Here is a 13842-nt window from a genome sequence, read left to right on the forward strand (position 1 = left end):
AGGCGTTGGCGCGCCCGGTGGCCGGACGCGCCGTGGGTGTCAGGCGGAGACGGTGCCCTCGCCGGTGATCTTCTCGGGCTTGGCCATCCATTCGCGGCCCTTGAGCATCGCGCCCCAGTAGACCGGCGGCAGGAGCATCTCCTTGAGCAGCCAGGCTGCGCGCGTCGGCCTGGTGCCGTCGATCACCCACTTGGGGAAGGAGGGCATAAGCGTGCCGCCATAGCCGAACTCGGCCAGCACGATCTTGCCGCGCTCGACCGTCAGCGGGCAGGAGCCGTAGCCGTTGTAGGCCCCTTGCGGGTTGCCGCCCAGGATGTCGGCGGTGACATTGGCGGCCACGACAGGGGCCTGCATCCGGGCTGCGGCGGCGGTCTTGGCGTTGGGCGCGTTCATCACGTCGCCAAGCGACCAGATGTTGTCGAAGCTCTTGTGGCGCAGCGTGATCTGGTCGACGTCCACCCAGCCGGCGGCATCGGAGAGCGGCGAGACGCGGATGAAGTCCGGCGCGGTCTGCGGCGGGCAGACATGGATCATGTCGAACTCGACCTCGATGGTGCGCGGTTCCTGCTCTGGCTCCTTCACCGCGAAGGTCGCCTTCTTCGCCGGGCCGTCGATGGCCACGAGGTTGTGGAAGAAATTGAGCTTGGCGTCGTATTTCCGCACGTAGTCCATCAGCGCGGGCACGTAGTCCTTCACCCCGAACAGCACCCCGCCGGCATTCATGAACTGGATGTCGATGTTGCCCAGCACCTCTTCGCGCCACCAGTGATCACCGGAAAGATACATCGCCTTCTGTGGCGCGCCGGCGCATTTGATCGGCATCGGCGGCTGGGTGAAGAGTGCGCGGCCCTTGCGGAGCCCCTGCACCAGCTCCCAGGTGTAGGGCGCGAGATCGTAGCGGTAGTTCGAGGTGACGCCGTTCTTGCCGAGCGTGTCGACGAGCCCGTCGACCGCATGCCAATCCAGCTTGAGCCCCGGGCAGACGATCAGGCGATCGTATTTCACCACCCGGCACCCGTCGAGAATGACGGCGTTGTTGCCCGGCTCGAAGGCGGCCACGGCGGCCTTGATCCAGTGCACACCCTTGGGGATCAGGCTCCCCATGGTGCGGGCGGTGGTGGTCGGGTCGAACACGCCGGCGCCGACCATGGTCCAGCCGGGCTGGTAATAGTGGATGTCGGCCGGGTCGATGACGGCGATGTTCAGATCGCGCATCCGGCTCTTCAGGGAGGAAGCGACCGAGATGCCGCCAGCTCCGCCGCCCACGATCACCACGTCGAACTTGGCGTCGCCGCTGTCGGTCGGGGTCTTGCCACCGTTGACGATGCGGCGGACCACGCCGCCCATGTCGTAGCCGGCGGCCTTGGCCGTGGCGAGGATCCGGGTCGGGTCCATGTCCTTGGCGTGCGACAGCGACCAGAGCGTCGTCGAGCGCATGCCGGAGCGGCAATAGGCCAGCACCGGGCCGGGCAACTCGTTCAGCGCGCGCCCGAAAGCGTCGGCCTGCGAATCCTCGACCATGCCGGAGGTCACCGGCAGGTAGCGGGCCTCCAGCCCGAGCTCCACCGCGCTGCGCTCGATCTCCTCGAAGGTCGGCTGGTCGTTGCCTTCGCCGTCGGGACGGTTGCAGATGATGGCGCGGAACCCCGCATCTTTGATCCTGGGCAGGTCGTCCGCGCTGATCTGGCCGGAGACAGACAGGCGGTCGGTCAGTGTCTTGAAATCCATGGTTCTCGTCTCCTCCAAGAGAACGGCGTCCCGGGGAAGGCGCCGCGCGGCTCGCTTCGGAGCGTCGCGGCGCCTCGTGGTCTCAGAGGCCGTTGACCGGCACCTTCAGCATCGGCACGCCATCCTTGTCGCGCGGCACCTCGCCGGCGCGCATGTTCACTTGCAGCGAGGGGATGATCAGCTTGGGCATGGCGAGCTGGGCGTCGCGCTCGGTGCGGAACTTCACGAACTCTTCCTTGGTCTTGCCGGCGCCGACGTGGATGTTGTGCGCCTTTTCGTCGGCCACTGTGGTCTCCCACTGGATGTCACGGCCGTTCGGGCCGTAGTCGTGGCACATGAAGAGCCGCGTCTCGTCGGGCAGGGCCAACACCTTCTGGATGCTGTCGTAGAGCGTGCCGGCGTCGCCGCCGGGGAAATCGGCCCGTGCCGAGCCGCCATCGGGCATGAAGAGCGTGTCGCCGACAAAGGCGGCATTGCCCATCACGTGCACCATGCAGGCCGGCGTGTGGCCCGGCGTGTGCATCGCGAAGACAGGCATCTGGCCGACCATGTAGGTGTCGCCGTCCTTGAACAGGGCGTCGAACTGCGACCCGTCGCGCTGGAACTCGGTGCCTTCGTTGAAGATCTTGCCGAAAACGTCCTGCACGGTGACGATGTGCTCGCCGATGCCGATCTTGCCGCCCAGCTTCTCCTGGATGTAGGGCGCGGCGGACAGGTGGTCGGCGTGGACATGGGTCTCGATCAGCCACTCGAGCTTGAGACCATTTTCCTGCACGAACTTGATGAGCTCGTCGGCATGTTCATAGGTGATCCGGCCGGCGGCGTAATCGATGTCCATCACGGAGTCGACGATGGCGCAGGCGTCGGAGGCCGGGTCCTTCACGACATAGCTGATGGTGTTGGTCGCCGGGTCGAAGAAGCCGGTGACCTCGGGTTTCAGAGAGGTATCGACAGGGTATTCCATGGTTTCCTCCTCAGGTGTTGTCGGCTTCGGGCGCGACATCGCGGGGCAGGTGGGTCAGCGGGCCATGCGGGGCGGGCTTGTGCTCGGCATAGTTCGGTGTCTGGAACCGGACGGACATGTGGGTGTTGATGAACCGGGCCAGCGCCATGCCGCCGATCAGCGCCGCGGCAAAGATCAGGACCTCGGAGCGGCCGGTGCCGATCGCGGGCAGCGCCCCGCCGGGGCAGAAGCCGGACATTCCCCAGCCCACGCCGAAGACGGCCGAGCCGCCGAGCAGTTTCAGGTCGATGCTGCGGTTCTGCGGAAGGTGGAACATCTGGTCGAAGCTCGGTCCCGGCCGGCCAAGAACCCAGCGGTAGCCGAAGAAGGTCACGACCAGTGCACCGCCCATGACGAAGGCGAGGGACGGGTCCCAGGTGCCGGCGATGTCGAAGAAGTTCAGCACCTTCTCCGGGTTCGCCATGCCGGAGATCGAGATCCCCAGGCCGAAGATCAGGCCGATCAGGTATGTCAGCAGCAGGCGCATGTCAGACCCCCATCACGTGCCGGGTGACGTAGACGGTCAGCCCGGTGGTCAGCATGAAGGTGAGCGTCGCGGCCAGCGAGCGCGGCGACAGGCGCGCCAGCCCGCAGACGCCGTGACCCGATGTGCAGCCGGATCCGTAGGAGACGCCGAGGCCGACGAGCAGACCGCCGATTACCAGCATCGGCGTCGAGCTCGGCACGGTGATCTCCGGCCAGCCGCCGGTCAGCATCAGGAAGAGGGCGGGGCCGCTGATCATTCCGGCGAGGATCGCCCACCGCCAGGAGCGGTCGTCCTCGCCCCAGATCGCCGCGGCAAGGATGCCCGTGGCGCCCATGATGCGGCCCAGGACGAGCATGAGCAGAACGGCGGCCAGCCCGATAAGGCTGCCGCCGAGGAGAGACGCCAGAGGCGTGAAGTTCACGATTTCCATGTGTCAGGTCTTGGTCTTGCAGGTCTTGATCCCGAGGATCTGGTAAGGCGGGCAGTATCCCATGGCTGAGGTGCCGAGCATCACGAGGCCGACGATGGCCGCGATGGTGGACCACAATCCGCTCCAGCCGGCGCTGAAGGCCGCGATCAACAGCACGACGCCGATGACGGCACGGATGGCGCGGTCGGCGGTGCCCATATTCTTGGTCATGGTAGCGTTCCCTTCATGGTCAGTTTCGAGGCGAGTCTACCCCGAGTCGCAGTGAGGTTTCAGTGACGATGTCACCGAAACCGATGCCGCAAATGCGCATTCCAAGATCCCGGACCGGGATCCGGGGGCGGGCGCGCCGGCGTCGGACATGAACTGCCCTTCTTTCCTTTGCCCAGGAGGGCGGTATCGCTCACTTGGGTACCGCGATTTATAAATTCAAGAATGTGAATTTGTAAAGGGAAAAGGTCAGGCTGCCGTGGCGGCGATGCCGGCGATCGCGGCGCGGTCCGTGATCTCGATGGTCCCGCGGGCCTGTTCGATCCAGCCGCGCCGATGGAATTCCGCAAGCTGGCGCGAGACGACCTCGCGCGCGGTGCCGAGTTCGGCGGCAAGTTTCTGGTGCGTGGCCTTGACGGTTCCGTCCTGTGCGAGATCGAGCAGCCTTTGTGCCAGCCGGATGTCCATCCGTCGGAATGCAACTTCCTCGATGACCATGAAGAGGTCGGTGATCCGCCGGGAGTAATTGTCGAACACGAAGCGGCGGAACGCGTCGGACCCGGCGATCAGCTCGTCGAACACCGGCCGGGGAATCGCCGCGGCCTCGACGGCGGTCTCGGTCACGCCCTCGGCGGCGTATTCCTCCTGGCCGAGCAGGCAGGCGGTGGTCAGGACGCAGCTTTCGCCGGCCTTCACGCGATAGAGCACGATCTCGCGGCCGGTCTCGGAGATCTTCTGAACCCGAACCGTGCCGTCGAGCAGCAGCAGCAGCGAGTCCGGTTCCCGGCCGGGGCCGAAGACCGTTGTCCCCTCCGGCACGCGGAGTACCTGGCTGCGCGCCTCGAGCAGATCCCGGGCGTTGCCTTCCAGGTCAGCAAGGCCGGTGAACAGATCGATCCAGGACATGACGTACCTCGCTCCGTCGGCGGTCCCTTCTGTCTAGCCTGCGCATCGACGGGCGCAAGCGGCAGTGACGCGGGCAGGCTGCGCATCTGCGACCTTGCGCCGGGCGGTGGCGCTAGCGGGAGCGTAAACACGTGCGCAGACACGGGAATGTCGCAGGCAAATCGCGATGCCGGGCCTTGACGACCTCCCATGGCTGGGCGGAATACTAGAGGGCCGCGCGGCGCGGTCATCCCGGTGAGCCAGACCGGGAACGTACCGGCCGGGCCACGGGGCAGGATCAGACGGCGGCCAGAGTCCGCGCGGGATCCGGCAAGGTCCGCCCCAAGAAGCGGGCCAGATCGCGCATCGAGGTCTCCGACCGCCAAACCGGCAAAGTTTGGAGGAACTCTAAGATGCGATGCTTCACTGTCCTGGGCCCATCGAGCTCGGGCAAGACGACCCTGATCGAGGCGCTCAGCCAACTCGACTCCAAACCCGTCAAGTCCGAGCTTTCCGAGTTCTTTTCGCTGACCGAATTCACCTATCTCGACGAGCCGTGGTGCGCCTTCGACATTGCCGGCGGCGCGGATTACCTCGGTTTCGCCGGCGAGGCGCTGGCCGCGAGCGACGCGGCGATTCTCTGCGTGCCGCCCGAGCCCGAGGCGGCGGTGCTCTGCGCCCCCTACCTGCGGCTGATCGAGGAGAGCGGCACGCCCTGCGTGCTCTTCATCAACCGCATGGACACCACGGACAACCGCGTCCGTGACATCGTCGCGGCGCTGCAATCCTATGCGAACCACACGATCATCCTGCGCCAGGTGCCGATCCACGACGGTGGAGAGATCGTCGGCACCGTCGACCTGATCTCCGAACGGGCCTGGGAATTCCAGGAGGGCAAGCCCTCGAACCTTATCGAGATCCCGGATGGCGTACGTGCGCGGGAAGAGGAGGCCCGCGCCGAGCTGCTGGAGCACCTGTCGGATTTCGACGATCACCTGCTGGAGGAGCTGATCGAGGACAAGGCGCCACCGCGCGACGAGGTCTACGACGTCGCCGCCCACGTGCTGCGCGACAACGACGACATCCCGGCCTTCCTCGGGTCGGCCGCCGCGAAGAACGGCATCACCCGGCTGATGAAATCGCTGCGCCACGAGGCGCCCTCGGTCGAGGCGACGGCGGAACGGCTAGGGCGGGAGGCCGACGCCATCGGTGTCTTCGCCAGCTTCCGCAAGCACATGGGCAAGGCCGTCGTGCTGCGGGCCCTCGGCTCGGAGATCGGGGCCGGCGCCAACCTGGGCGGCGCGGGCATCGGCAACCTGAGCGGCATCGACGGCAAGCATCCCGTGCAGTCCATTCCCGTGGGTGCGGTGGGGGTCGCGGTGAAATCCGACCATCTGGATGCGGGTTACACCTATACCGCAAATGGCCGCGAGGCGTTGGATGACTGGTGCCGCGGCCACCCGCCCAGCCACGCCTGCCTCGTCACGCCGGTGCACGAGAAGGACGACGCCCGGCTGTCCAGCGCGCTCGCCCGCATCGCCGAGATCGATCCGGGGCTCGCGGTGGAGCAGGACGAGGCCAGCGGCCACGCCGCCGTGCGGCTGCAGGGGCCGATGCACCTGCGGCGGGTCCAGGCGCAGCTGGAAGGGGATTTCGGCATCTCGGTGGAGACCGCGCCGGTGGCGGCCAGCTACCGCGAGACGATCACCCGGACCGTCCAGCACCAGCACCGCCACCGCAAGCAATCGGGCGGGGCGGGCCAGTTCGCGGATGTCCACATGACCATCGCGCCGCGCGACCGGGGCACCGGCTTTGCCTTTGACGAGGTGGTGAAGGGCGGGGCGGTGCCGCGCAACTACATCCCGGCGGTCGAGTCCGGGGCGCAGGATGCGCTGGTCCGTGGTCCGCTGGGCTTCCCGGTGATCGACGTCGCCGTGACCCTGACCGACGGCAAGGCGCATTCCGTCGACAGCTCCGACTTCGCGTTCCGCGCCGCGGGCAAGGCCTGCGTCAAGGAGGCGCTCGGAGAGGCCGGGCCGGTGCTGTTGCAGCCGATCGACCAGGTGAACATCCACGTGCCGTCGATCTTCTCCGGCGCCATCGTGACGCTGGTGTCCTCGCTCAAGGGGCAGGTGCTCGGCTTCGACCCGAATCCGAACGCCAAGGGATGGGACATCTTCCACGCGATGCTGCCCGATTCCTCGCTGGACGAACTGTCCCGCGCGCTCGGCGGCGCGGCGCAGGGCACCGCCTGGTTCGAGGCCAGCTTCGACCATTACCAGGAGTTGCATGGCAAGGAGGCGGAAAGGATCAGCGCCGAGGCCAAGGAACCGGCCTGACGGGCCCCGTCGCAAAATGAAAATCGCCGGGCAGGTTTCTGCCCGGCGGTCTCAGGTGTCGCGACTGCGGCTCTGACGTGCAGCCGTGAGCTGTCTCACTCTCCGGCGAGATAGGTTTTCAGTGTTTCCGCGGTGCCCTGCTGCCAGAGCGAGGTCAGCGCCGCGCCGAAGGCGGCGCGGAAGGTCACGTTGCTGGCCACGTCGCCGTAGATGTCGACCATCTCGAGCCAGGCCATCGGGTCCGTGCGGGCGGCCTTGGCCTGCTGGACCAGGCGCTCCCATGCGGGGTCGTTCGCCTCGATCTTCACGCCCTGTTCATCCTCGCCGAAGCAGTAGCGGGCCCAGAGCGCGCTGCCGAGCGCCAGCCCGTCGACACCGCGTTCCGCCGCCAGGCAGTCGGCGACCGACGGCACGATGAACTTGGGCTGGCGGTTGGAGCCGTCGAAGCACAGCCGGCGGATCTGGTCCTCGATCCGGGGATTGGCGAAGCGGGTCTTGATCAGGTCGAGGTAGTCCCACAGCGAGGTATCGGGCACCGGCGGCACGATCGGCACGACCTCGTCGCGCTCCACCTTGTTCATGAAACCGCCGACGAGCGGGTGAGTCATCGCCTCGTGGGCGTAGGTGCAGCCCAGAAGATGACCGGCATAGGCGATCAGCGCGTGGCCGCCATTTAGAATGCGGATCTTCATGTGTTCGTAGGGCGTCACGTCGGTCACGAACTGCACGCCGACTTTCTCCAGCGCGGGCCGGCCGGCGGTGAAGTTGTCCTCGAGGACCCACTGCCGGAAGGGCTCGCAGAAGACAGGGCGGGCATCGTCCAGCCCGTAGGTGTCGCGCAGGTGCGCTTGTCGCTCGGGTGTCGTGGCCGGGGTGATCCGGTCGACCATGCCGTTCGGGAAGGCGACGTTGGCCTCGATCCAGTCCGCCAGCGCCGGGTCCTGGGCCCGGGCGATGCCGACGACCGCCGCGCGGGCGACCTTGCCGTTATGGGGGACGTTGTCGCAGGACATCACCGTGAAGGGAACAGCGCCGGCGTCCCGACGCGCCCGCAGGCCCGCCACAATGGCGCCGAAGATCGTCGTCGGGTGGTCGGGACGGGCAATGTCGGCCTGGATCTGCGGGTTTTTCGGATCGAAGACGCCGGTCGCCGGGTCGATGAAATAGCCGCCCTCTGTCACGGTCAGCGAGACGATTCGGATGGCCGGATCTTCCATTGCCTTGAAGATCGGTCCGTGGCCTTCCTCGACCTCCGCGAAGCCGCACATCGCGCCGACAATGCGTGCGCTGTCGCCCGAGCCGTCCTGCTCCATCACCGTGTAAAGGCAGTCCTGGGCGATCAGCGCCTCCCGCTGCTCGGCGTCGTAGCGCATGACGCCGGCGCCGAGGATGCCCCAGTCGTCCGAGCCGCCGAGCGCCAGGACATCGTCGATGTAGATCGCCTGGTGTGCGCGGTGGAAATTGCCCATGCCGACATGCAGGATGCCGGGCCTGACGCCGGCGGGGTCGTAAGCCGGGCGCGCGATGCCTTCCGGCAGGGCGCCGAGCGTTTCGCGGGACAGTTTCGTGGTCATCGGGGCCTCCATTCGGATGGTGGGCAACATGCCGCCATCGCTTTGATCGGTGGGCTCGACCACGGGTTGGCGTGGTCGGAGCGGAAAAGAACGGGCGAGCCGGCCGGATCAGATCCCGGCGCAGAGGCTCTGCCGCCCCGCCGCGGTCGGGCGGGCCGGTGTCGGTGGCGCTTCGGTTTCGAACGTCATGTCAGCTCATCCACTGGCCGCCATCGACGTTGAAACATTGCGAGACGATGTAGTCGGCCTCCTGCGTGGCGAGGAAGATCGCCATGCCGGTGAGGTCGTCGGCGGTGCCCATGCGTCCATAGGGAACCGCTTCTCCGACTTCCTTCTTCTTCTGGCCCGGGGCCTTGTTCTCGTACTTGGCGAAGAAGGCGTCGACACCGTCCCAGTGCTCGCCATCGACCACGCCGGGCGCGATGGCGTTCACGTTGATGCCGTGTCCGATCAGGTTCAGCCCGGCGGATTGGGTCAGGCTGATGACGGCGGCCTTGGTGGCGCAGTAGACCGCCACCAGAGGCTCGCCGCGCCGGCCGGCCTGGCTGGCCATGTTGATGATCTTGCCGCCGCCGCCGCGCTCGACCATGTGGCGCGCCACCGCCTGCATGGTGAAGAGCGTGCCGGCGACGTTGACCGAGAACAGCGTGTCGTATTCGGCGCGTTCGATCTCCACGATGGGCGCGGCGCTGAAGAGGGCCGCGTTGTTGATCAGGATGTCGATCCGGCCGAGCCGTTCCACGGTTTCGGAGACGGCGGCGTCGATGCTGTCCTGCCGCGTGACGTCCATCTCGACGGCAATGACGGCGTCGCCGATCTGGGCGGCGGTTTCACGGGCGCGCGTGATGTTGAGATCGCCGATCGCGACCCGCGCGCCCTCCTTCACATAGGCTTCTGCAAAGGCACGACCGATCCCGCGCGCTGCGCCGGTGATAAGTGCGGTCTTGCCGTCCAACCGTTTCATCGGATCGCGAGCCCCTCGGCGTCGAACTTGTGCAGCTTGTCGAGTTGCGGCGACAGATAGATCTCGTCGCCGTGACGCGCCGCGATGTCGCCGGTGATGCGCACGGTGACCATGTCCACAAGGCCGGTGTCGTGGACGTGGATGAACGTGTCCGACCCGAGGTGTTCGGCCACCCCGACCCGGCCCTTCCAGGTGCCCTCGGTCTTGCTGACGTCGATGTGCTCCGGACGGATGCCGATGGTCGTGGCGCCGTGCTTCTGCGCTTCCGCGCCGTCGAACAGGTTCATCTTGGGCGAGCCGATGAAGCCGGCGACGAAGGTGTTGCGCGGCTCGTGATAGAGCTCGAGCGGAGAGCCGACCTGTTCGATGTTACCGGCGCGCAGGACCACGATCTTGTCGGCCATTGTCATGGCCTCGACCTGGTCATGGGTGACGTAGATCATCGTGGTCGCCAGACGCTTGTGCAACTCGCTGATCTCCAGCCTCATGCCGACCCGCAGGGCGGCGTCGAGGTTGGAGAGCGGCTCGTCGAACAGGAAGGCCGCGGGCTCGCGCACGATGGCGCGGCCGATGGCGACCCGCTGCCGCTGACCGCCCGAGAGCTGGCCGGGGCGCCGGTCCAGGTAGTCGGTCAGGTTCAGCGCCTTGGCCGCGGCCTCGATCCGCCGCTTCTGCTCGTCTTCCGGCACGCCGGCCATCCGCATCGGGAAGGCGATGTTCTTACGAACCGACATGTGCGGATAGAGCGCGTAGGACTGGAACACCATCGCGAGGCCGCGCTTGGCGGGCGGCACGTCGGTCGCGTCCTTCCCGTCAATGGCGATGTGGCCCGAGGTGATGTCTTCCAGCCCGGCGATGAGCCGCAGAAGGGTGGACTTGCCGCAGCCCGAGGGGCCGACGAAGACAGTGAACTCGCCGTCTTCGATGGTCAGATCCAGTGGCGGGATGACCTGCACGTCGCCGAAGCTCTTGGTCACCTGGTTCAGTTGAATTTGTCCCATTGGTCAGTTCCCTTACTTGACGGCGCCGAAGGTCAGGCCGCTGACGAGTTGCTTCTGGCTGAACCAGCCGAGAATGAGGATCGGTGCGATGGCCATGGTCGAGGCGGCCGACAGCTTGGCGTAGAACAGTCCTTCCGGGCTGGAGTAGCTGGCGATGAAGGCTGTCAGCGGAGCTGCCTTTGCTGCGGTCAGGTTGAGCGTCCAGAACGCCTCGTTCCAGGCCAGGATCACGTTCAGCAGCAGCGTGCTGGCGATGCCGGGAATGGCCATCGGCGTCAGGATGTAGAAAACCTCTTCGCGAAGGGACGCGCCGTCCATCCGGGCCGCTTCGAGGATCTCGCCGGGGATCTCCTTGAAGTAGGTGTAGAGCATCCAGACGATGATCGGCAGGTTGATCAGCATCAGCACGATGGTCAGGCCGAGGCGGGTGTCCAGCAGACCCAGTTTGATGAACAGCAGGTAGATCGGGTAGAGCACGCCGACCGCCGGCAGCATCTTGGTGGACAGCATCCACAGCAGGATGTCCTTGGTCCGCTTCGAGGGCACGAAGGCCATCGACCAGGCGGCGGGCACAGCGATGATGATGCCGAGGATGGTGGAGCCACCGGCGATGATGATCGAGTTCCACAGGAAGCGCATATAGTTGGAGCGCTCCATGACCACGCCGTAATTCTCCAGCGTCCAGTCGAAGTTCAGGAATATCGGCGGATCGGCGATCGCCTGGGCCTCGGTCTTGAAGCTGGTCAGGATGGTCCAGAGGATCGGGAAGAAGATGAGCAGTCCGACGATCCAGGCTGCGGTCGTGTTGATGACCTTGCGTTTAGTCGTTGCTGAGCGAGCCATGATGTCCTCCTCACGCGTCCAGGTTCTTGCCGACGATGCGCATCAGGAAGATCGCAACGATATTGGCGAGAATGATTGCATAGACACCGCCCGCGGATCCGAGGCCGACGTTCTGGCTCTCCAGCACGCGCTGGAAGATCAGGTAGCTCAGCGTCTTGGTGCCGAATGCGCCCCCGGTGGTGACGAAGATCTCGGCGAAGATGGCGAGCAGAAAGATTGTCTGGATCAGGATGACGATGGTGATGGCGCGGCCGAGATGCGGCAGGATGATATAGAAGAACCGGGACAGCGGCTGAGCCCCGTCCATCTCGGAGGCTTCGAGCTGTTCGCTGTCGAGAGACTGGATGGCGGTCAGCAGGATAAGCGTGGCGAAAGGCAGCCACTGCCACGAGACGATCAGGATGAGAGACGGCAGCGATGCCTGGCTCAGCCACTCGACAGGCGCTGCGCCAAAGGCCTTCCACAGATGTGCCAGAAGGCCGTTGACCGGATCCATGAACATGTTCTTCCACACCAGCGCCGACACGGTCGGCATGACGAAGAAGGGCGCGATGACGAGGATGCGGACGATACCCTGTCCCCACATCGGCTGGTTGAGCAGGATCGCCAGGAGCACGCCAAGCGTCACGGTGATGGCCAGAACGCCGCCGACAATGACCAGCGTGGCATAGATCGAGGGCCAGAATGAGCTGGACGTCACGAACCGGACGTAGTTCTCGAAACCGACCCAGTCGAGGCCGTTGGCGAGAGAGTCGCCCCTAAGTGGCAGGTACTTCTTGAACGAGAAGAACAATGTCATCGTCAGCGGGACGAGCATCCATCCCAGGAGCAGTACGACGGCCGGAGCCATCATCAAGCGAGCAGCTGAACGTGAATGTTGGGTTGCCATGGTGACTCCTTCTCCTGTGACGGAACGAAAGCCCGCCTCTACCGGATGTTGGCAAGGGAAGTCGGGGTACGAAGGGCCCGGGGGGCGGCAAGCTGGGCCGCCCCCCGGGGTCGGGGAGGAGAGCTTAGTAGCCTGCGGCTTCCATCGCGTCGGTGGTCAGAGCCTGGGCCTTTTCAAGGGCCTCTTCGACGGATTGCTGACCGGCGTAAACCGCCGAGAACTCCTGGCTGACCTCGGTCGCGATACCGGCGAACTCCGGGATGGCGACGAACTGGATGCCGACGTAGGGCACCGGATCGACCGTCGGGTTGGTCGGATCGGCCGCGTTGATGGAGTCGAGCGTCATCTTGGCGAACGGCACCTTCTGGTACTCGGGGTTGTCGTAGAGAGAGGTCCGCGCACCCGGGGGAACGTTGGCCCAGCCTTCCTTCTCGGCGACGAGCTCGATGTACTCCTTCGAGGTCGCCCACTCGATGAACTGCTTGGCGGCGTCGGCTTTTTGCGTGCCGGCCGGGATCGCCAGCGCCCAGGCCCAGAGCCAGTTCGCGCGCTTGTCGACGCCGTCCTTGTTCGGCGCCAGCGCAAAGCCGACCTTGTCGGCCACGGTCGAGTCATTGGGGTTGGTCACGAAGGATGCCGCAACGGTGGCGTCGATCCACATGCCGCACTTGCCCTGCTGGAACAGCGACAGGTTCTCGTTGAAGCCGTTGGTGGCATAGCCCGGAGGGCCAGCTTCCGTCATCAGGTCCACGTAGAAGTTGAGCGCCTCGGCCCATTGGGGCTGATCGAACTGGGCCTTCCAGTCTTCGTCGAACCAGCGAGCGCCGAACGAGTTGCCCGTCACGGTGATAAAGGCGCCGCCTTCACCCCAGCCGGCCTTGCCGCGCAGGCAGATGCCGTTGATCTCGTTGGCGCGGTCGGTCATCGCGATCGCGGCTTCACGGATGAACTCCCAGGTCGGAGCTTCGGGCATCTCGAGGCCGGCCTTCTCCATCAGGTCGGTCCGGTACATGATCATGGAGCTTTCGCCATAGAACGGCGCTGCATAGAGCGTTCCGTCATGGCTGAGGCCGTTCCGCATCGCCGGCAGGATGTCGTCGACGTCGTATTCGGCGCTCAGATCATCCAACGGGATCAGCCAGCCATTGGCGCCCCAGATCGGAGTTTCGTACATGCCGATGGTCATGATGTCGAAAGCGCCACCCTTGGTCGAGATGTCGGTGGTGACGCGCTGGCGCAGAACGTTCTCTTCCAGCGTGACCCATTCGACCTCGTGTCCGGTCTTCGCGGTGAAATCATCCGTATAGCCTTGCATGCGGATCATGTCGCCGTTGTTCACAGTCGCAATGGTGATCGTTTCCGCAGTGGCCGCCGTCGTCAGCGCCGCCACCGCACAAGCGCCCATGAAAAGGGCGTGTGCCTTCAGTCGCATTGGTTTCCTCCCAAATGTGAGCATATGCTCATTTAGTGAGTTAATGCTCATCCAAGGTCG

Annotated in this window: 13 protein-coding genes; 1 reads left to right on the top strand and 12 read right to left on the bottom strand. The window is 65.6% G+C overall.

Annotated elements, in window-relative coordinates:
• Positions 1–39 precede the first annotated feature (39 nt).
• From CHB86_RS00715 to CHB86_RS00740, 6 genes are all read right to left on the bottom strand, one after another.
• Positions 40–1728 (bottom strand): bifunctional protein tyrosine phosphatase family protein/NAD(P)/FAD-dependent oxidoreductase, encoded by a 1689-nt coding sequence (locus CHB86_RS00715; RefSeq protein WP_089230636.1) that lies wholly within the window; start codon positions 1726–1728, stop codon positions 40–42.
• Positions 1729–1810: 82 nt separating this feature from the next.
• Entirely contained in the window at positions 1811–2692 is an 882-nt protein-coding gene (locus CHB86_RS00720; RefSeq protein ID WP_089230637.1) for an MBL fold metallo-hydrolase, read from the bottom strand.
• A 10-nt stretch (positions 2693–2702) separates the two neighbouring features.
• Positions 2703–3218: a YeeE/YedE family protein gene (locus CHB86_RS00725; RefSeq protein WP_342747440.1), complete on the bottom strand. Its 516-nt coding sequence runs from the start codon at positions 3216–3218 to the stop codon at positions 2703–2705.
• 1 nt (position 3219) lies between these two features.
• Positions 3220–3648 (bottom strand): YeeE/YedE family protein, encoded by a 429-nt coding sequence (locus CHB86_RS00730; RefSeq protein WP_089230638.1) that lies wholly within the window; start codon positions 3646–3648, stop codon positions 3220–3222.
• 3 nt (positions 3649–3651) lie between these two features.
• Positions 3652–3858, bottom strand: a complete 207-nt coding sequence (locus tag CHB86_RS00735) for a YgaP family membrane protein (RefSeq protein WP_089230639.1) — start codon at positions 3856–3858, stop codon at positions 3652–3654.
• A gap of 246 nt (positions 3859–4104) precedes the next feature.
• Complete coding sequence (locus CHB86_RS00740; RefSeq protein WP_089230640.1) at positions 4105–4761, bottom strand: Crp/Fnr family transcriptional regulator; 657 nt, start codon at positions 4759–4761, stop codon at positions 4105–4107.
• Between the two features lie 392 nt (positions 4762–5153).
• On the opposite strand from CHB86_RS00740, the gene CHB86_RS00745 reads away from it, so the two are divergent.
• Positions 5154–7079, top strand: a complete 1926-nt coding sequence (locus CHB86_RS00745) for an elongation factor G (protein WP_089230641.1) — start codon at positions 5154–5156, stop codon at positions 7077–7079.
• Positions 7080–7174: 95 nt separating this feature from the next.
• On the opposite strand, the gene CHB86_RS00750 is transcribed toward CHB86_RS00745, so the two are convergent.
• The 6 genes from CHB86_RS00750 to CHB86_RS00775 all read right to left on the bottom strand — a co-directional run bounded on the left by CHB86_RS00750 (position 7175) and on the right by CHB86_RS00775 (position 13782).
• Positions 7175–8653, bottom strand: coding sequence for a mannitol dehydrogenase family protein (locus CHB86_RS00750; RefSeq protein ID WP_089230642.1), 1479 nt, complete (start codon positions 8651–8653; stop codon positions 7175–7177).
• A 190-nt stretch (positions 8654–8843) separates the two neighbouring features.
• Positions 8844–9617: an L-iditol 2-dehydrogenase gene (locus CHB86_RS00755; protein ID WP_089230643.1), complete on the bottom strand. Its 774-nt coding sequence runs from the start codon at positions 9615–9617 to the stop codon at positions 8844–8846.
• Complete coding sequence (locus CHB86_RS00760; RefSeq protein WP_089230644.1) at positions 9614–10618, bottom strand: ABC transporter ATP-binding protein; 1005 nt, start codon at positions 10616–10618, stop codon at positions 9614–9616. The genes CHB86_RS00755 and CHB86_RS00760 overlap by 4 nt, the downstream gene beginning before the upstream one ends.
• A gap of 12 nt (positions 10619–10630) precedes the next feature.
• Positions 10631–11461 (bottom strand): carbohydrate ABC transporter permease, encoded by an 831-nt coding sequence (locus CHB86_RS00765; protein ID WP_089230645.1) that lies wholly within the window; start codon positions 11459–11461, stop codon positions 10631–10633.
• Positions 11462–11471: 10 nt separating this feature from the next.
• Positions 11472–12350, bottom strand: a complete 879-nt coding sequence (locus CHB86_RS00770) for a carbohydrate ABC transporter permease (protein ID WP_089230646.1) — start codon at positions 12348–12350, stop codon at positions 11472–11474.
• Between the two features lie 124 nt (positions 12351–12474).
• Complete coding sequence (locus tag CHB86_RS00775) at positions 12475–13782, bottom strand: ABC transporter substrate-binding protein (protein WP_217898243.1); 1308 nt, start codon at positions 13780–13782, stop codon at positions 12475–12477.
• Positions 13783–13842 lie beyond the last annotated feature (60 nt).

The sequence above is a fragment of the Tropicimonas sediminicola genome (assembly GCF_900188335.1).
GTDB lineage: Bacteria > Pseudomonadota > Alphaproteobacteria > Rhodobacterales > Rhodobacteraceae > Tropicimonas > Tropicimonas sediminicola.